Source organism: Bradyrhizobium sp. LeoB3 (assembly GCF_055456055.1).
On sequence record NZ_JBVBEF010000021.1, the window covers coordinates 49,558 to 69,067 of the forward strand.

The following is a 19,510-nucleotide window of genomic DNA, read 5'->3' on the forward strand; positions in this document are numbered from 1 at the left end:
ATGGCGAACAGAGTCCCGGCACATAGCCTATTCGCCGGTCGTGACCGCGGCGTGCTCAACGACGTCGTGCTCCGGCACGACAATGGGATCATCACCTCCATCGATCAGGGAGCGCCGCCAACGAGGCCGCGCTCCTTCGTCCTGCCCGCCTTCGTCAACGCCCACGATCATGCGCGGCCGACCGCATCGTCCTTCGGCGCGCTCGGCATGCCCCTGGAGAGCTGGCTGCTCCGCTCCGTATTGGGCTCGCCGGTCGATCCCTACCTCACCGCGGCTTCCGCGCTGGCGCGATCGGCGCGCGCCGGCTGCGCCGCGATGATGGTGCACTACACCCGCCCGAGCGGAACCATGCCGCTGGTGGAGGAAGCCAAAGAGATCGCGCGCGCGGCTTCCGACGTCGGCATCCGCATCGCCTTTGCGATCGCCGTGCGCGACCAGAATCCGGTCGTCTATGGCGACGCCGAGCCGGTGCTCGCAAATCTATCCGGTGACGACCGCAAGACGATCGAGGACCTGTTCGTCCGCGCGCCGATGTCGCCGAAGGCCTATATCGAACTGACCGACGCAATTGCCGCGGCGATTGCCGGCCCAAAGATAGACGTGCAGCTCGGCCCGGCCGGTGTGCAATGGTGTTCCAAACCGTTGCTGGAGGCCGTCGCCGAAAATTCCGCGCTGACCGGCCGCCGCATTCACATGCATCTGTTGGAGACGATCTACCAGCGCGCGTGGGCGGACCAGCATTTTCCTGACGGCATCGTCCGCTATCTCCGCGACATCGGTTTTCTCTCCGAACGCCTGACGCTCGCGCATTGCATCCATACGCGCCCCGACGAGCTGGACATGATCGCCGCTTCCGGTGCGCGCATTGTCACCAATTTCAGCTCCAACATGCATCTGCGTTCCGGCCTTGCGCCGATCGCCGCCGCGCACAGATGCGGCTGTGCCGTGACCGTTGGTGTCGATGGGCTCGCGCTCGATGAGGACGACGACGTGCTGCGCGAGATGCGGCTGGTGCAGATGATGCACGGCGGCACAGGATTCAAGCGGACCTGGACGCCGGCCGAATTCTTCGCGCTCGCGATCCGCAACGGCCGCCGCGCGACCGGCGCGCCGGGAAGCGGCGAGCTTTCGCCAGGTGCGCCGGCCGATTTCGTCACACTTGATCTCGATCGGCTCGATCGCGACCAGATCGTGCCGGTCGATCCACTCGAGCTTTTGTTCGCGCGCGGCAATGCGTCGCTGCTCAAGGACGTTGTTGTCGATGGACGCACGATCGTCAGCGAAGGTCGTGTCACCGGCGTCGATCTTCCTGCGATTGAACAGGAGTTGCGCGTGATCTATCGCGGTAGCGCTGCGAAACTCTCGCACTTCCAGCGCATGTGGCAACCGCTTTCGACTTCGCTCGGAAATTGGTTCGAAGCGCAATTCGACTGTCGCTAAGCGCAAGCACGTCAAAGCGAATTCCGCAACGCGGGAGAATTTTCCGCTTGCATCATCGCGCCCGCAAGGTTTGATGTTCGCAACAAAAAATGAGCCGGTGCGTCGTTCGCGCTGGCCATGCGGGGTCTTAAGGAAACGTGATGGGCGCGTTGTCGCATCTGCGGATTGTCGAGATCGGGAGCGCGGCTGCGATCAGCTATTGCGCGCGTTTGTTCGCCGATTTCGGCGCCAGCGTGCAGAAGGTCGAGCCTCCAGCGGGCGATCCGCTTCGCCGCGCGGCGCCGTTCACTCCGAAAGGAGAGAGCGCCTGGTTCGCGTTCCTCAACTTCAACAAGTCGAGCGTCGTGTTCGATCGCTGGGATGCCAGCGCGTCGTCCCGCCTGACGGAACTCATCGAGTCCTGCGACATCCTGCTCGACGGCCGCGATATCGATGCGGCGGATTGTCCGTCCCTCGATCTCCCCGCCATCAAGGAGAAGCATCCCGGCCTGATCCATCTCGAAGCTGACTGGTTCGGCGATGTCGGTCCTTACGCCAGCTTTGCCGCAACCGACTCGACCATTCGCGCGCTGACCGGGCTGATCAAATTGGTGGGGCCGACCGAAGGGCCGCCGATGCACGCGCCGGATTTCCAGACCGGCATTCTGGCCGGGCTGTGGGGCTTTATCGCTGCGTCATCCTCGGTGCTGGGCCGGATGCAGGACGGGCGCGGGCGCGCGAGCCGCCTGAGCATCTTCGAATCCACCATCGCCGTGACCGAATACATCATGTTCGAGTCGTTTTCCCGCGGCGATATCATGCGGCGGATCGGCGTCAACCGCTTCTGGCCGACCTTTCCGGTCGGAATCTACGAAACCAAGCAGGGCTGGCTCGGCGTCACCACGGTGACCCCTGCGCAATGGCGCTCGTTCTGCGAGATGCTGGGACTGCTCGAGCTGCGCGACGATCCAAAGCTGTTCCTCGGCGTCGATCGATTGCAGCATGTCGAGGCGATCGAAGCCAAATTCCTGCCGCGCCTGAAGCAGCGTACCGCGCAGGAATGGTTTGCCGAAGGCTTGAAACGAAAGATCCCGATCGTGCCGGTGCCCGAAATCGCCGAGCTGATTGCCGATGAGGAGAAGCGGGCGCGTGGCGCGATCGTGCCCGTCACCATCGGCGAGGAGCGCGGATTTTCCGCCGGCTGCATGCAGCGGTTAACCGGCACGCCGCCGCGCCGCGCCGGCAAGGTTCCCGCCATCGGCGAACAGCAACAGATCGAGACGCCGCCGCGTGTGCCGCTGCCGGAGCGGAGCGGGCCGAACCGCCTGCCGCTCGAGGGCGTCCGCGCGATCGACTTCTCGATGGGCTGGGCCGGCCCGATCTGCACCCGCACGCTCGCCGATCTCGGCGCCGACGTCATCAAGATCGAGGCGATCCAATATCCGGACTGGTGGCGCGGCGTCGACCGGCGGCCGGCCTATGTACTGGAGAAGATGTACGAGAAGTCGGTGCGCTATTGCATCATGAACCGCAACAAGCGCGCCATCACGCTCGACCTGACACGGCCGCAAGGGCTCGGTCTTGCCAAACGGTTGCTCGCGGATGCGGACCTCGTCGTCGACAATTACTCGGTCGAGGTGCTGCCGAAACTCGGGCTCGGCTATGACGTGCTCAGCAAGCTGAACCCGAAGCTCGTGATGATGTCGATGTCGGCCTTCGGCGCGGGCAGCGTCCATCGCGATTGCCGCGCCTATGGCTCCACCCTGGAGCAAGGCTCGGGGCTGCCGAGCGTGGTCGGCGATGCCGGCGGGCCGCCGGTCATGAGCCACACCGCCTTTGGCGACGCCGTCGGCGGCCTCAACGGTTGCGCCGCAGTGCTCACCGCACTGATCCATGCGAAGCTGACCGGCAAGGGCCAGTTCATCGACCTTGCGCAGATCGAGTGCTTGATGCCGTTCGCCGCGCCCTGGATCATCGCGCAGTCGATCGATGGCAAGCCGCCGACCAAATACGGCAGTCGTCACCCGGACTTCGTGCCGCATGGCTGCTTCCGCTGTGCGGGCGAAGACAACTGGATCGTGATTGCCGCGTCCAGCGACGCGATGTGGCTGAGGCTCGCAACACTGCTCGGACGCGCCGACTGGGCCAGTGACGAAACGCTGAAGACTGCCGCCGGCCGGCGACGGATCGAAAGCGAGATCGAAGCGGCCATCGCGGCCTGGACCGCCGGACGCGATGCGGAAGAGGCGATGAACCTGCTGCAGACCGCAGGCGTTGCCGCCGGCGTGGCGCGGCTGCCGATCGATCTCCTGCGTGACCCACAGCTTCAGGCGCGCGGCTTCATCCAGGAGGTCAATCGCGCTTTCATCGGAAAGCATCCGCAGCCGTCGATGCCGTTTCGTGAAAGCACGCACCCGTTCCCGATCCGGCGGATACCGCCGACGCTGGGCGAGCACAACCACGAGGTTCTTTCCGGCATGCTTGGCCTGTCGGAGGCCGAAATCGAGCAGCTTGAGCGCGACGGCATCATCGGAACCAAGATGCTGATGGAAGAAGAACTCGTGAAAAAGAAGCAGGCGGCGGGTTGATGCCGACGGCTGCACCAAGAAAGGGCCGATCGGAAGCCGCGGCCGGCGCTGCGCCGCCGCTGATGTCGGTGCGCGGCCTCGGCATCCGCTTCAAGACCTCGGTCGGCGTCTGGCAGGCGACGCGCAAGATCGATTTCGATATCGCGCCCGGCGAGCGCGTCGGCATCGTCGGCGAGAGCGGCTGCGGCAAGACCATCACCGGCCTTTCGATCCTGCGGCTGTTGCCGGGCAATCTCGCCGGCCTCGACGGCTCGATCCTGTTCGACGGCACAGACCTCGTCTCCTGCAGCGCGCGGGCGATGCGCGCGATCCGCGGACGTCGGATCGCCATGATCTTCCAGGAGCCGATGAGCGCGCTCGATCCCGTCTTCACCGTCGGCCACCAGATTGCCGAGACGCTGCGCGTTCATACCGGCGCCGGCAAGGAAGAGGCGAGGGCGAAGACACTCGAGATGCTGCGCCGGGTCGGCATCGCCTCGCCCGAGCGGCGGATCGACGACTATCCGCATCAGCTTTCCGGCGGCATGCGCCAGCGCGTGATGATCGCAGCCGCCCTGATCTGCGGCCCGCAGCTTCTGATCGCGGACGAGCCGACGACGGCGCTCGACGTCACCGTACAGGCACAGATTTTGGAGCTGCTCCGCGAGCTCAGCGAGACCTCGAACACTGCGCTGATGCTGATCACCCATGATCTCGGCGTGGTCGCCGAGACCTGCACGCGGATGATCACGATGTATGCCGGCGAGGTGATTGAGGACGCCCCGGTCGACGACGCGCTGGTCCGGCCGCTGCATCCCTACACCTCGGGCCTGTTGCGTTCGCTGCCGCACCTGAGTCCGCGCCACGGCCGGCTGCCGTCGATCCCGGGCCGTGTGCCTTCGATCGTCGATATGCCAAACGGCTGCCGCTTTCGCGCGCGCTGCGCCCATGCGGCACAGGGCTGCGAGGCAGAGCAGGAATTGCTCGACGCCGGAGGCGGCCGCAAGGTACGCTGCTGGCGCTTCCGCGAGCTCGATCTGCCGGGCGCGCTGCAGCACGCGGCATCGGCGCCGATCACCGCGATGGCGGGCAGGCCATGATGCCGCTTGCTCCCGATATCACGCAGAACACGATCGTCTCGGTGCGAGACCTCGAAGTGCGGTTTCAGACCAGCGATCGCTGCGCCACCTTGAAGGCGGTTGATGGCGTCAATTTCGACGTCCGCCGCGGCGAGACCTTTGGGATCATCGGTGAATCCGGCTCAGGCAAGACCACGATCGGCCGCGCGCTCGTGTTCCTGCTCAAGCCGAGCGCGGGCGCGATCCGGCATGCGGGAATCGATCCGCTGGCGCTGCCGCGGAAGAGATTTCAAAGCCACCGCCGCGACTACCAGATCATCTTCCAGGATCCGAATGCGGCGCTCAATCCGCGCATGACCATCCGCTCGTCGGTGCTGGAACCGCTCGAGCTTGCACGCGTCGGCACCGGTGCTGAGCGCGAGTGGCAGGCGAGAGAGGCGCTAGACCGCGTCGGCCTGCCACAGGACGTCGGCGAGCGCTATCCGCACCAGCTTTCCGGCGGGCAGAAGCAGCGCGTGGTGATCGCCCGCGCGTTGACGCTGAAGCCGAAGCTGATCGTCTGCGACGAGGTGGTGGCTGCGCTGGATATGTCCATTCGTGGCGACGTGCTCAATCTCTTCGCCGACCTGCAGCGCGAACTCGGTCTCACCTATGTCTTCATCACCCACGATCTCGCGGTGGTCTCCCACATCAGCGAGCGCATCGCCGTGATGTATCTCGGCCGCTTCGTCGAGCTTGGGCCGACCGAGCGCGTCTCCGAGCATCCGCTGCATCCCTACACGCAGGCGCTTTTGTCGGCCGAGCCGCGGCCATTGCCGTCATCATTGCGGCAGGGCAGCCGCATCATGCTGCAGGGAGAAATTCCGAGCCCGATCGATCCGCCCTCGGGCTGCCGTTTCCGCACCCGCTGCCCCTACGCGCAGGCGCTCTGCGCTCAGAAGACGCCGGACTGGCGCGAGCTTCAGCCTGACCATTGGGTCGCCTGCCACTTCGCCGACCATCCAAATTTCGCACCAAACTAACAAGAATTGCCGGGAGGAGATGACATGACAGAGATGACGCGACGCGAGGCCATCGCGCTGACATCGGCGGCGATAGCCGGCGTGACGCTCGGTGGCCGTGCGTGGGCGGATGTCGCCCCGAAGCGGGGTGGCACCTTGCGCATCTCGGCGCCCGCCAATCCTTCGAGCCTCGATCCGGCCACCGGCGGAGCCGGCTCCGATCACGCCTTTCTGTTCACGATGTACGACACCCTGATTGAGTGGGATTTCGAGACGCTGGCGCCCAAACCCGGCCTTGCCGAGAGCTGGAAGTTCATAGATCCGAACACCTTGGTGCTCAACATCCGTACCGGCGTCACGTTTCACGATGGCACGCCGCTCGATGCGGAAGCCGTGAAATTCAACCTCGAGCGCAACAAGAGCGACCAGAAGTCCAACATCAAGGCCGATCTTGCTTCCGTGGCTTCGGTCGAGGTCACCAGTCCGACGCAGGTCACGCTGCAGCTGAGCACGCCCGACACCGCGCTGCCCCTCATCCTCTCCGACCGCGCCGGCATGATGGTCTCGCCATCAGCGCTGAAGGCGGCCGAAGGCGGCACCGTCGCGCGCAAGCCGGTCGGCGCCGGCGCCTACGCGTTCATTAGCTGGGCGGATGGCGAGCGCATCGTCGTCAAGCGCAACGAGAAATACTGGAAGCCGAACCGTCCTCTTCCCGACGGCATCGAGTTTTCGATCATCCCGGAACTCACCACCGGTGCGCGTTCCGTCACCGCCGGACAGAACGACCTGATCTATCAACTGCCGCCGCGCCAGAAGGCCATCCTCGATCGCGCCAGCAGCATCAAGGTCGTGAGCGGGCCGACGCTTTATGTCCTGCAGATCTTCCTGAACTGGGCCAAGCCGCCCTTCGACAATCCAAAGGTCCGCCAGGCCCTCAACTTTGCGATCGACCGCGAGTCCTTCGTGAAGGCGGCGCTCGCCGGGCTGGCGGAGCCTGCCTACATGAACCTGCCGAAGGCACATTGGGCCTACGATAAATCGGTCGCCGCGCTCTACCCCTACGATCCCGACAAAGCGCGCAAGCTGCTCGCGGAAGCCGGTTTCAAGGATGGTCTCACGCTCGATCTCCTCGGCTATCCCGATCAGGACTCGGTGCAGCGCCAGGAAATCCTGATCGAGCAGCTCCGCAAGGCGGGCATGACCGCGCGGTTCTCGAACGCGCCGATCGCGGAAGCGTCCGCCGCCTTTTTCGCCAGCGAAAAGCGCGGCTCCGGCCTGCTGTCGGCATGGACCGGGCGGCCGGACCCGAGCCTGACCTATTCGCTGATGTTTACCAAGGACGCCTATTACAATGCCGGCCGCGCGCCGGTGCCGCCGGAACTCGAGGCCGCGATCAAGGAATCGCGGGCATCAGAAGACATCGAGCAGCGCCGCAAGGCCTTCGCCACCGTGCAGCGGCTCGTGATGGAGAACGCCTTCGTCGCGCCGCTCGCCTTCCAATTCGAGCTGGTCGCGACGAACAAGAAGGTGCAGGGTTATCGGCCGAACCTTCTCGGCAAGCCGAAATACGACGACGTCTGGCTGGAGAGCTGAGGAACATGGCGCGACGCAGTCCGGTCAGGGTTGTAGGCAGCCGCCTGCTGCAGGCGCTGCCCGTGATCGTGCTCGCGACCTTCATGGTGTTCGCGCTGCTGAAGCTCGTGCCCGGCGACATCGCGGTGACGCTCGCGGGCGACAACGCCTCGGATGCGCGGATTGCCGAGATCCGCAGCATCTACGGGCTCGATCGGCCGTTCCTGGTGCAATATGCCGTCTGGCTCGGGAATGTCGTCCAGGGCGACCTCTCGCAATCGCTATTGACGGGCGAGCAGGTCGCAACCTCGATCGGCCGCGCCTTTCCGAACACGCTTCTGATCGTGGTGATCGCTCTGATCCTCGCGCTCTTGACCGGCATTCCGATGGGCGTGATCGCGGCGATCAAGCCGAATGGCTGGGTCGACAAGGCCGTCAGCATGATCGCCTCGCTCGGCGTCGCCATTCCCGGCTTCTGGCTCGCGATGATCCTGGTCGCCGAAATCTCGCTCAGGCTCAACTGGCTGCCGGCGACCGGCACAAAATCCTTCACGGCGTCTCCGATCGAGGCGATCAGGCACGTGCTGTTGCCGGGGATTGCGATCGCGGCCTATGGCATGGCCGAAGTAGCGCGCCAGCTCCGCGGCTCGCTGCTGGAAGTGCTATCGTCGCAATATGTGCGGACGCTGCACGCCAAGGGATTGTCGATGAGCCGCATCCTCTGGCAGCACGGGCTGAAGAATGTCAGCGTGAACCTCTTCACCATCATCGGCCTGCTGGTGAACCGGATGCTGGCCGCGACCGTCGTCATCGAGGCGGTGTTCGCCATTCCCGGTCTCGGCAGCCTGATCGTGCGCGGCGCGATCCAGCGCGATTTCCCGATCGTGCAGGGCGTCGTGTTCACGATGGTGATCGTGGTGATCCTGGTCAACCTGATCACCGATCTGCTCTGCGCCGCCATTGATCCGAGGATCGAGCAATGACCGACCTCGCGCTGGCCTCTCCGCGACTGCCTGCCAAGCCGACCCGGATGCGGCGTTTCCTGCGCTGGCTGGCTGGAGATCTGCGGGCCGCGCTTGCGATCCTCGTGCTGCTGGCGCTCGTCATCGTCGCGATCGGCGCGCCGTGGATCGCGCCCTATTCTCCGACCGTGCAGGACGTCAACAACATGCTGGCGCCGCCGGGCCCGGCGCATCTGCTCGGCACCGACGATCTCGGTCGCGACATCTTCAGCCGCCTGATCTACGGCGCGCCGGCGACCGTCTACGCCAGCGTGCTCGCGGTCTCCGTGGCGGTCGCCATCGGCCTGCCGGTCGGGCTGGTCGCCGGCTTCTTCGGCGGCTGGACCGACGATATCATCAGCCGGATCATCGACACCTTCCTGTCGTTCCCGGCAATCGTGCTGGCGATCGCGGTGACCGGCGCGCTCGGCATCGGGCTCACCAACGGCATGATCGCGGTCGGCATCGTGATGTTTCCGGCGCTCGCCCGCATCGTCCGGGCGCGGACGCTGGTGGTGCGGCAGGAGCTGTATGTCGATGCCTCCAGGTGTTTCGGCGCGCCGGCCTGGCATATCCTGTGGCGGCACGTGCTGCCGAACACGCTGCAGCCCGTCATCGTGCAGGTGACATTGCTGCTGGCAGCGGCGCTGCTGGCGGAAGCAAGCCTCAGCTTCCTCGGTCTCGGCATCCAGCCGCCGAACCCGAGCTGGGGCGCGATGCTGGCGCGCGCCTACCAATATATGGAGATCGCGCCGGAGCAGATGTACGCACCCGGGCTCGCCATTCTGGTGGTCTCGCTGGCCTTCAACGCGCTCGGAGAGTCCTTGCGCATCGTGCTCGATCCGACCATGAAGGATCGATAGAGCATGATTGGACTGCGTTGGTGCCTCGTCGAAGGTACCCCACCTCTCCCCAGCGGGGAGAGGTCGGATCGCATCGCAAGATGCGATCCGGGTGAGGGGGTACGCTTTCTCGTGGGACCTGCTGCCCCTCACCCGGCGCTGCGCGCCGACCTCTCCCCGTCGGGGAGAGGTGGAAGCTCGCGGCCTGATCTAGAGTTTTCACGGAAACGTTCATGTCATTCAAGAAAGTGCTGATCGCCAATCGGGGCGAGGTCGCCATCCGTATCGCCCGCGCGGCGGGCGAAAGCGGCATCGCCACCGTCGCGATCTATCCGGCCGATGATGCGACGTCGCGGCATGTCCGCGCGGCGGACGAGGCGCACGAGATTCCGGGCCGCGGCGCGCGCGCCTATCTCGATATCGAAGCGGTGATCGGCGCAGCCAAGGCTGCGAAATGCGACGCGCTGCATCCCGGCTATGGTTTCCTCAGCGAGAACGCCGCGCTGGCGCGGCGCTGCGCTGCGGAGGGGATCACGTTTGTCGGACCGTCGCCGGAGGCGCTGGAACTGTTCGGCGACAAGGCGAAAGCCAAGGCGCTGGCGAAAAGCTGCAGCGTGCCGATCATATCAGGCACCAGCGGCCCGACCAGCCTGGAGGAGGCCAAGGCCTTCTTCGCCTCGCTCGGCCCCGGCGGCGCCGTCATGGTCAAGGCGATCGCCGGCGGCGGCGGGCGCGGCATGCGCATCGTCGATGACGCCGCCAAGCTCGAACAGGCCTATGCGCGCTGCCAGTCCGAGGCCAAGGCCGCCTTCGGCAACGACGGCGTCTATGTCGAGCGGCTGATCCGAAAAGCGCGTCATATCGAGGTGCAGATCATCGGCGACCGCTCCGGTCAGATCAGCCATTTGTGGGAGCGCGAATGCACGATCCAGCGGCGCAACCAGAAACTGATCGAGGTGGCGCCAAGCCCGTCGCTGAGCGAGGCCCAGCGCTCGCGCATCATCGAAGCCGCGAAGAAGCTGGCAGCCGCCGCGCGCTACGACAATCTCGGCACCTTCGAATTCCTCGTCGACGACGAGGCACGTGAAGGCGAGGGCGCCTTCGCCTTCATCGAGGCCAATCCGCGATTGCAGGTCGAGCACACCGTCACTGAGGAGGTGCTCGGCATCGATCTCGTCAAGGCGCAACTTGCCGTCGCCTCGGGCGCGACGCTGGCCTCGCTCGGTCTGGCGCAGGCAGCGATCCCGTCGCCGCGCGGCTTTGCGATGCAGCTCCGCGTCAACATGGAAGTGATGAACGAGAAGGGCGAGACCAAGCCGACCGGTGGGACGCTGTCGGTGTTCGACCTGCCGTCCGGCCCGGGCGTGCGGGTCGATACCTTTGGTTATACGGGGTACAAGACCAGCGCCGCTTTCGATTCCCTGCTCGCGAAGGTGATCGTGCATTCGCCGAGCGCGAATTGGGCCGACGTCGTTCAGAAAGCGCTCCGCACCCTGCGCGAATTCCGCATCGGCGGCGTCGCCACGAATATCCCGTTCCTCGGCGCGATCCTCGCGCATCCGGATTTTGCCGCCAACCGGGTCAGCACCAATTTCATCGATGCACATGCCGGCTCGCTGGTCGCCGCGGCGAAGGAGGCCGATGAACCGGTGCTGGTTGAGGTCAACGGCGGCGCTGCTGCGTTGGTCGGACAGTCGACGGGCGAGGCCGGCCCGGAAGGCTCCGTCGCCGTCCCGGCACCACTGCAGGGAACCATCGTTGCAATCGATGTCGCCGCGGGCGATCTCGTCCGTCCGGGCCAGCAGATCGCAGTGCTCGAATCCATGAAGATGGAGCATCTCGTCACCGCGCCGCATGGCGGCAGGGTGACGAAGATCGCCGGTGGCGTCGGCGTCACGCTGATGCATGGCGAGGCGATTCTGTTCATCGAGCCTGCCGAGGTCGACAGCCACCATATCGCCGAGGAAGCGGAGATCGATCTCGACTACATCCGTCCCGATCTCGCCGAGGTGATCGCCCGCCACGCGATCACGCTGGATGAGAACCGGCCAGCTTCCGTCGAGCGCCGGCGTAAGACCAACCAGCGCACCGCGCGCGAGAACGTCGCCCATCTCGTCGATGAGGGCTCGTTTGTCGAATACGGCTCGCTCGCCATCGCCGCGCAGCGCCGTCGGCGCAAGGTCGACGATCTCATTCGCAACACGCCGGCCGACGGCCTGATCACCGGCGTCGCCACCGTGAACGCCGACAAGTTCGGCGGGGAAGCCGCGCGCTGCATGGTGATCGCCTACGACTACACCGTGCTCGCGGGCACGCAGGGCCATATGAACCACAAGAAGATCGACCGCATGCTCTCGCTGACGGAGCAGTGGCGATTGCCTTTGGTGTTCTACGCCGAGGGCGGCGGCGGCCGCCCGGGCGATACCGACCGGCTCGGCATGACCGGGCTCGACGGCCCGTCCTTCGTGCAGTTCGCGCGGCTCTCCGGTCTTGTGCCTGTTATCGGCGTGGTCTCCGGCTATTGCTTCGCCGGCAACGCCGCCATGCTCGGCTGCTGCGACGTCATCATCGCGACGAAAAACGCCTCGATCGGCATGGGCGGGCCGGCGATGATCGAGGGCGGCGGCCTTGGCGTCTATCATCCGGCCGAGGTCGGCCCGGTGTCGTTCCAGGCGCCGAATGGCGTCATCGACATCCTCGTGGAGGATGAGGCGGAGGCGACCGTCGCCGCGCAAAAATACCTGTCCTACTTCCAGGGTGCGACCGGCGACTGGAAGGCGCCGGACCAGCGCCTCTTGCGCCGCGCGATCCCGGAGAACCGCTTGCGCGTCTACGACATCCGCAAGGTGATCGATCTCCTCGCCGACGAGGGCTCGGTGCTCGAAATCCGGCGCGACTTTGGCGTCGGCATGATCACCGCTTTCATCCGCATCGAAGGCAAGCCGTTCGGCCTGATCGCCAACAATCCGAAACATCTCGGCGGCGCGATCGATGCGCCCGCCGGCGACAAGGCCGCGCGCTTCATGCAGCTCTGCGACGCCTTCGACATCCCGATCATCTCGCTCTGCGACACACCCGGCTTCATGGTCGGGCCGGAAGCCGAGAAGACCGCGATCGTGCGTCACGTCTCGCGCATGTTCGTCACCGGCGCGAGTCTCACCGTTCCGCTGTTCGGCATCGTGCTGCGCAAGGGCTATGGCCTCGGCGCGCAGTCGATGATCGGCGGCGGCTTTCACGCGTCGTTCTTCACGGTGGCCTGGCCGACCGGCGAGTTCGGCGGCATGGGCCTGGAAGGCTATGTGCGGCTCGGCTTCCGCAAGGAGATGGAAGCGATCGAGGATCCGGTCGAACGCGAAAAATATTACCAGGCCAAGGTGGCCGAGCTCTATGCCAACGGCAAGGCGGTCTCGATCGCTTCCGTGCTCGAGATCGACGAGGTGATCGATCCCGCGCAAACCCGCCACTGGATCATGTCAGGCCTGCGCTCGGTGCCGAAACCCGCGCCGCGCACCCACCGCAAGCGCCCCTGTATCGATGCGTGGTAGGTTTGAGTTTGTAGGATGGGTAGAGCGAAGCGAAACCCATCGGCTTCGATCGCCAATGCGCAAGGGATGGGTTTCGCTTCGCTCTACCCATCCTACGAATGTTCGCGCCCGACCATGATCGTGCCCAAAAGCGGATGACAATCCGAACCACCGTCATCCTGCCGAGGCCTTTACATGCGACACAAATTTTCTATCGCCCTCCTTCTCGCAAGCCTCGCCGGCGCGGGCCTTGCCTCGGCGCAGGACCGGAAGATGACCGAGCTGCTGGCGCCGCGCGATCCCGGCCCGAATGAGGCAGTCCGGCTCAAGGTCGTAACCGGTCCGTTGCCGTTCGGTGCTCGCCTTGTCGTGAAGACCGAGCAAGGCGACGTGATCGGCTCGATTATGACCTACGGCGTGCCGGGTCCGAATGACACCCGTTCCGAAACCTTCCCCGTTCAGTCGAGGAACGTGGTCAACAAGCGCCTGCGGGTGCAAGTGCTGGTGGAAGCGCCGGGCGCGATGACGCGATCCGCAACGCCGGACGAAATCCGCGGGCTCGACGTGATGATCGTGCCGCGCGTGCAATGACCTGCCGCTTTACTCCGCATCCGGTTTTCCCCTATCGTCTCATGACAAGAAAACAACGATCGCGCGTCGCGCGGCGATGAAATTGGGGAGGCACTCGTGCATCGGGATCCCGTTGACGTCCTGATCATCGGCGCCGGCGCGTCCGGCGCTGCGGTGGCGTGGTCGCTGGCTGAGACGAAAATGCACATCCTCTGCCTGGAGCAGGGCGGCTGGATGAATCCCGCGGACTATCCAAGCACCGGGCGGGACTGGGAGGCCAAGTTCTATGGCGACTGGTCGACCAGCCCGAATGTCCGCGGGCGGCCCGAAGATTATCCCATCAACGACGACAACTCGCCGATCAAGGTCGTCAACTTCAACGCCGTCGGCGGTTCGACCGTGATGTACACAGCGCATTGGCCGCGGCTGCATCCGTCCGATTTCAAGGTGAAAACGCTCGACGGCGTCGCCGATGACTGGCCGATCGACTACGATGCACTCACGCCGTTCTTCGAAGAGAATGACCGGATGATGGGCGTATCGGGCCTGTCAGGCGATCCGCTTTCGCCATTGACGCACCCGCCAATGCCGCCGCAGCCGCTCGGACTTTCCGGTCCGTTGATCGGCAAGGCCATGAACAAGCTTGGCTGGCACTGGTGGCCGTCGGATACCACGGTCGCGACAATGGACTACGAGGGCAGGGCGCGCTGCATCAATCTCGGCCATTGCACCCCGGCCTGCGCGCAAGGCGCGAAAGCCTCGACCGACATCACGTATTGGCCGCATGCGATCCGCGCCGGCGTCGAAATCAAGACGCATTGCCGCGTGCGCGAGATCCTGACCAACGAGCACGGCATGGCGTCCGGCGTCGTCTATTACGACAAGGACGGTGTCGAGCAGTTTCAGCCGGCCGAGGTCGTCATCATCGCCTGCAACGGCGTCGGCACGCCGCGGCTGCTCTTGAACTCCGTCTCCGGCCGCTTTCCGAACGGCCTCGCCAATTCATCAGGCCTGGTCGGCAAGAATCTGATGTTCCATCCCTATGCGCAGATCTACGGTTTCGTGAAGGAGCCGACCGACAGCAACCGCGCGCCGCCGACTTGCCTGTGGAGCAAGGAGTTCTACGACACCGACCTCTCGCGCGGCTTCGTCCGCGGTTACGGCATCCAGTTCGGCCGCGGCGCGGGGCCGGTGTTCGAGGCTGTCGCCAGCGAGCAGAAGGGCATTCTGCCGTGGGGCGCGGACCATCACCGCGTCTTCCGCAGGCTCAACGGCCACCGCCTCGCGGTCTCCGCGATCTGCGAGGATCTCCCCGAGGAGCACAACCGTGTCACGCTCGATCCCGTGTTGAAGGACAGCCACGGCATTCCCGCCCCGAAGATCGACTACACGATCAGCGAGAACAGCCGGAAGATGATGGAGCATGGGCTGGCGCGCGGCCGCGAGATTCTCGAGGCCGCCGGGGCGACCGATATCTGCACCAATAGCCCGATCCCGTGGGGCGGCTGGCATCTGCTCGGCACCGCGCGGATGGGCACGGACCCTGCGCGCTCCGTGGTCAACGAGTGGGGGCGGTCGCATGACGTGAAGAACCTGTTCATCGTCGACGGCAGCGTGTTCGTCACCTCCGGCGGCGTCAACCCGACCTCGACGATCCAGGCGATCGCGCTCTACATCGCCGACCAGATGAAACAGCGTCTTGCCAATTTGTTCGATTGAGGAAGCGATGTCAGCCGAAACGCTCACCCAAACCCAGCGCGACGATCTCAGGACGATCGCGGCGATGATCATTCCTGAGAGTGCCGAGTACAAGATGCCCGGCGCCGACGATCGGGCCATCCAGGCTGACATCCTCGCAACGCTTGGCCGCGACACCGAGCCGGTGCGCGCCGCGCTCGACCATCTCGCGCGCTTGGCCGGCAAGCCGCTCGCCGAGCTCGACACAGCGCAGCGCGACCAGGTCGCAAAGGAATTCCGCGCGACCGGCGGAGTCCCCGCGGCAACGCTCGTTCGCGTGGTCCTGCAATGCTACTACCGCGACGACCGCGTGCTGCGCTCGCTCGGCTACGAGCTCCGCGCCCCCTTCCCGAAGGGCCACACGCTGCAGCAGGGCGACTGGTCATTGCTTGATCCCGTCAGAGCGCGCGGGAGCAGCTTGCGGCGAGCGCCCTAGCAGGAAGTCGTAGCCCGGGTGGAGCGGAACGCGTAACCCGGGATATTCATATCCGCGGCTACGACCGGTCCCGGGTTACGCTGGCGCTTCACCCGCGCTACGTCCCGACCAAGCGGAGAGAGCTCCGGCGCCCTAGCCGTTTGGGCAGGTCTGAGCACGGCACGGGCACCTTGCGCAGGAGGAACTCGGCTCCCATTTGAATGAGCCGAAGGAACCCTCACCATGTTGGATATCACCTCAAATAACGCCGGTGACGCGCTGTCACCGCGAACGACCGAAGCTACCCCGGCCGACGACCGGGCGCTGCTCGATGCGTATTCCAACGCCGTGATCGACGTGACCGAACGCGTCGGCCCCGCGGTGGTGCGCGTAGAGACCGGGCCGAAAGTGCGAACACCGCGTGAGTGCGGCGGGCTCGGTTCAGGCATCGTCATCTCGCCCGATGGCTTCGTGCTGACCAACAGTCACGTGGTCGGCTCGTCGAAAGAGATCCGCCTGCGCGATACCGAGGGCTTCGTCACCGACGCGCACGTGCTCGGCGTCGATCCCGACACCGATCTCGCATTGTTGCGGGCCGATGGCGCGCGCGATCTGCCTTACGCCTCGCTCGGCGATTCCAAGCAGCTCCGGCGCGGCCAGCTCGTGGTCGCGATCGGCAATCCGCTCGGCTTTGAATCGACGGTCACCGCCGGCGTGGTGTCGGCGCTCGGGCGCTCGATCCGCTCGGTCAGCGGGCGCACGATCGAGGACGTGATCCAGACCGATGCCGCGCTCAACCCCGGCAATTCCGGCGGGCCGCTGGTGTCGTCGAGTTCGCAGGTGATCGGCATCAACACCGCGATCATCAACGGCGCGCAGGGCATCTGCTTTGCGGTCGCGAGCAACACCGCGCAGTTCGTGCTGTCGGAGATCATCCGCCACGGCTATGTCCGCCGCGCCTTCATCGGCGTCGCCGGCCAGACCGCGCCGATCCCGCGGCGCCATGCCGTGCTCGCCGGCGTCGAGAACAAGATGGGCGCGCTGCTCGCGCAGATCGAGCCGGATAGCCCGGCTTCGAAAGCGGGCCTTCTGCCCGGCGACGTCGTGATCAAGCTCGACGGCATCGACATCAACGGCGTCGACGACCTGATCCGCGCCCTCGACCGCGACCGCATCGACCGCACGCTGGCCATGGACGTGCTGCGCCTGGGTCGGTTGCGCGCGATCGACATCCACCCGATCGAACGCAAGCCGGCGAGGTAGTCGTTCTCAGCTCGTCATGCGCGGCCTTGACCTGCGCAACCATCAAGAAAAGAGTTCTTGCGAAGGGATGGATTGCCGGGTCAAGCCCGGCAATGACGAGTACAATGTCAGTGCTTCAGCGTCGCCAGCAGCCCGCTGCCAGACCATCGCAGCTTTGGAGCTGCCAGTTGATGTGCCCTCGCCCCTTGTGGGAGAGGGCAGCTCGGCTGCCGGCAGCGAACTCGATTGGGTGAGGGGTTCTCTCCGCGAGCACAAGAGCGTGTGGAGAGAACCCCTCATCCGGCGCTTCGCGCCACCTTCTCCCACAAGGGGAGAAGGGATGAACTACGTCCGCAGCGCCGCCAGCAGTTCGTCGGGCTGCTCGACCATCATCATGTGGCCGGCGCCGGGCAGCACCACGGTGCGCGCGTTCGGCGTTGCGGCCGCCAGCGTCTTGCCGGCTTTCGCTGGAGTCATCAGGTCGCGCTCGCCGAGGATGAACGTCACCGGCACCTTGATCTGCGCCGCCGCGGCCAGCGCATTCTGATATGAGTTGCAGGCGTTGAGATCATTGTAGAGCACGCCCGGTCGCGCACGCTGCAGCACGCGCTGTGCGCCGTGGTGCATCCACAATCCCGGCGCGAGCGAGCCGCCGAGCTCGGCCTTGAAGCCGAGACCCCAGATCGAGACCATGTCGATCGCGGCGGGATCGTTGGCCTCCGCCGCCTTCAACAGATCAGGCCCAACCGTCATCGTCGCCGCCGTTCCGATCAGGCTCAGTGCCGACACTTTGTCCGGGTGCCGCGCCGCGGTCTCCAGCGCGATCAGCGAACCCATGGAGTGTCCGATCAGCTTCGCCTTCGAGGCCCCGGCTGCCTGCAACAGCGCCGCGATCCAATCCGCCATCGCCGCAATCGTCGGCAAGGGCTTGCCGGACGAGCGGCCGTGGCCCGGCAGGTCCGGCGCCAATACCGAATAGCCGTGGTGCGCGAACCAGCGGCTGTGCAGCGCCCAGGTGGAGCTGTCAAAGCCCGCGCCGTGGATCATCACGACCGTGGGCAACGATGGATCGAACGGCTTTCCGCCTGTTACCACGAAAGTCTCAATCCCGTTCACCGAAAGCTGCATGGCTCAAACCCTCTGCGACGCGCGAAGCGCCTGGCCGAGATCGTCGATGATGTCCTGCGCGGTCTCGATGCCGACCGACAGCCGCACCAGCTCTTCGCCGATGCCTGCAGCCTTGAGCTGGTCGGCGTCCATCTGCTGATGGGTGGTGGAGGCGGGATGGATCACGAGTGTCTTGGCATCACCGACATTGGCGAGGTGGCTGATCAGTTTGAGCTGTTCGATGAACTTCTTGCCCGCAGCGCGTCCGCCCTTGATGCCGAAGCTGACGATCGAGCCGGCGCCGCGCGGCAGCAGCTTCTTCGCAAGCTCGTAATCCGGGTGATTTTCCAGCGCCGGATGCAGCACCCAGTCGACCGCCTTGTTCGCGGTCAGGAATTCCAGCACCGCCAGCGTATTGCTCATGTGCCGATCCATCCGCACGCCGAGTGTCTCGATGCCCTGCAGGAGCTGGAACGCGTTGGTCGGCGACAGGCAGGCGCCGAAATCGCGCAAGCCCTCGGTGCGGGCCCGCATGATGAAAGCGGCCTTGCCGAACTGCTCGTCGAAGACGATGCCGTGATAGCCGGCATAGGGTTCGGTGAGCTGCGGGAATTTGCCCGACGCATGCCAGTCGAAGCCGCCGCCGTCGACAATGACGCCGCCGATCGCAATGCCATGCCCGCCGAGCCATTTCGTCGCCGAGTTCATGACGATGTCAGCGCCGAATTCAATCGGGCGGCTGAGATAGGGCGTCGCAAAGGTGTTGTCGATGAGCAGCGGAATTTTCGCGTCATGCGCGATGTCAGCCACCGCGGGGATATCGAGCACTTCAAGGCCGGGATTGCCGATGGTCTCGGCGATCACCAGGCGCGTATTCGGCTTGATCGCGGCGCGGAATTCGTCCAGCGCCCGCGGCTTCACGAAGGTCGTCGTGATGCCGAAGCGCGGCAGCGTGTGCGCCAGCAGGTTGATGGTGCCGCCATAGAGCGAGGCCGAAGCGACGATATGGTCGCCGGCATTGAGCAGCGTGGCGATCGCAAGATGCATCGCCGCCATGCCGCTCGCCGTGCAGATCGCGCCGACGCCGCCTTCGAGCGCTGCGATCCGCTCTTCCAGCACCGCAGTCGTTGGATTGGAAATTCGTGTGTAGATGTGGCCGGCGCGCTCCAGGTTGAACAGCGCCGCCGCATGATCGGCATCCTGAAACACGTAGGACGTCGTCTGGTAGATCGGCACTGCGCGCGATCCCGTCACGGGATCGGGGCGCTGTCCGGCATGCAGGCTTAGGGTTTCGAACGCAGGCGGGTTGGGTGCGGGCATGCTGAAACTCGCGAGCTGAGGGCGGGATTGGTGCGGTTTATGGCCTGATCCGGAAAGATGGAAGCCAGTTTTCCCGCGCGACAAACGCGTAGTGTTTGCGCGGAGATCATGCCC

At 65.3% G+C, this 19,510-nt stretch carries 14 protein-coding genes; 12 read left to right on the plus strand and 2 right to left on the minus strand.

What is annotated here, in order from left to right; all coding sequences use genetic code 11:
- The 12 genes from ACZXDY_RS16795 (at nt 1) to ACZXDY_RS16850 (ending at nt 16,990) form a co-directional block, all read left to right on the plus strand.
- On the plus strand, nt 1-1,440 hold the full coding sequence (locus ACZXDY_RS16795) for an amidohydrolase family protein (RefSeq protein WP_464346257.1): 1,440 nt from the start codon (nt 1-3) through the stop codon (nt 1,438-1,440).
- A 140-nt stretch (nt 1,441-1,580) separates the two neighbouring features.
- Nucleotides 1,581-4,007, plus strand: coding sequence for a CaiB/BaiF CoA transferase family protein (locus tag ACZXDY_RS16800; RefSeq protein WP_464346258.1), 2,427 nt, complete (start codon nt 1,581-1,583; stop codon nt 4,005-4,007).
- Nucleotides 4,007-5,086 (plus strand): ABC transporter ATP-binding protein, encoded by a 1,080-nt coding sequence (locus ACZXDY_RS16805; RefSeq protein WP_028164339.1) that lies wholly within the window; start codon nt 4,007-4,009, stop codon nt 5,084-5,086. Before ACZXDY_RS16800 ends, ACZXDY_RS16805 begins: the two co-directional genes overlap by 1 nt.
- Entirely contained in the window at nt 5,083-6,087 is a 1,005-nt protein-coding gene (locus ACZXDY_RS16810; RefSeq protein WP_464346259.1) for an ABC transporter ATP-binding protein, read from the plus strand. The genes ACZXDY_RS16805 and ACZXDY_RS16810 overlap by 4 nt, the downstream gene beginning before the upstream one ends.
- Before the next feature lie 24 nt (nt 6,088-6,111).
- Nucleotides 6,112-7,659 carry an ABC transporter substrate-binding protein gene (locus ACZXDY_RS16815; protein ID WP_028164337.1) on the plus strand — a complete coding sequence of 516 codons (1,548 nt, stop codon included), beginning with the start codon at nt 6,112-6,114 and terminating at the stop codon, nt 7,657-7,659.
- Nucleotides 7,660-7,664: 5 nt separating this feature from the next.
- Entirely contained in the window at nt 7,665-8,621 is a 957-nt protein-coding gene (locus ACZXDY_RS16820; protein WP_464346260.1) for an ABC transporter permease, read from the plus strand.
- On the plus strand, nt 8,618-9,502 hold the full coding sequence (locus ACZXDY_RS16825) for an ABC transporter permease (protein WP_464346261.1): 885 nt from the start codon (nt 8,618-8,620) through the stop codon (nt 9,500-9,502). Before ACZXDY_RS16820 ends, ACZXDY_RS16825 begins: the two co-directional genes overlap by 4 nt.
- Nucleotides 9,503-9,714: 212 nt before the next feature.
- Nucleotides 9,715-13,026 carry a carboxyl transferase domain-containing protein gene (locus ACZXDY_RS16830; protein ID WP_464346262.1) on the plus strand — a complete coding sequence of 1,104 codons (3,312 nt, stop codon included), beginning with the start codon at nt 9,715-9,717 and terminating at the stop codon, nt 13,024-13,026.
- 174 nt (nt 13,027-13,200) lie between these two features.
- Nucleotides 13,201-13,596, plus strand: coding sequence for a hypothetical protein (locus ACZXDY_RS16835; protein ID WP_035690359.1), 396 nt, complete (start codon nt 13,201-13,203; stop codon nt 13,594-13,596).
- A gap of 96 nt (nt 13,597-13,692) precedes the next feature.
- A complete protein-coding gene (locus ACZXDY_RS16840) occupies nt 13,693-15,294 on the plus strand; it encodes a GMC family oxidoreductase (protein WP_464346263.1) in 1,602 nt (533 codons plus the stop codon).
- A gap of 7 nt (nt 15,295-15,301) precedes the next feature.
- Nucleotides 15,302-15,748: a gluconate 2-dehydrogenase subunit 3 family protein gene (locus tag ACZXDY_RS16845; protein WP_464346264.1), complete on the plus strand. Its 447-nt coding sequence runs from the start codon at nt 15,302-15,304 to the stop codon at nt 15,746-15,748.
- Nucleotides 15,749-15,970: 222 nt separating this feature from the next.
- Nucleotides 15,971-16,990, plus strand: a complete 1,020-nt coding sequence (locus ACZXDY_RS16850; protein ID WP_464346265.1) for a S1C family serine protease — start codon at nt 15,971-15,973, stop codon at nt 16,988-16,990.
- Between the two features lie 324 nt (nt 16,991-17,314).
- Here the strand turns inward: ACZXDY_RS16850 and ACZXDY_RS16855 are convergent, their stop codons facing one another.
- Both ACZXDY_RS16855 and ACZXDY_RS16860 read right to left on the minus strand, forming a co-directional pair.
- Nucleotides 17,315-18,097, minus strand: coding sequence for an alpha/beta fold hydrolase (locus tag ACZXDY_RS16855; protein ID WP_464346266.1), 783 nt, complete (start codon nt 18,095-18,097; stop codon nt 17,315-17,317).
- Between the two features lie 3 nt (nt 18,098-18,100).
- The gene (locus ACZXDY_RS16860; RefSeq protein WP_464346267.1) at nt 18,101-19,396 is read right to left on the minus strand and encodes an O-acetylhomoserine aminocarboxypropyltransferase; all 1,296 of its coding nucleotides are present in this window, start codon (nt 19,394-19,396) and stop codon (nt 18,101-18,103) included.
- Nucleotides 19,397-19,510: the final 114 nt, after the last annotated feature.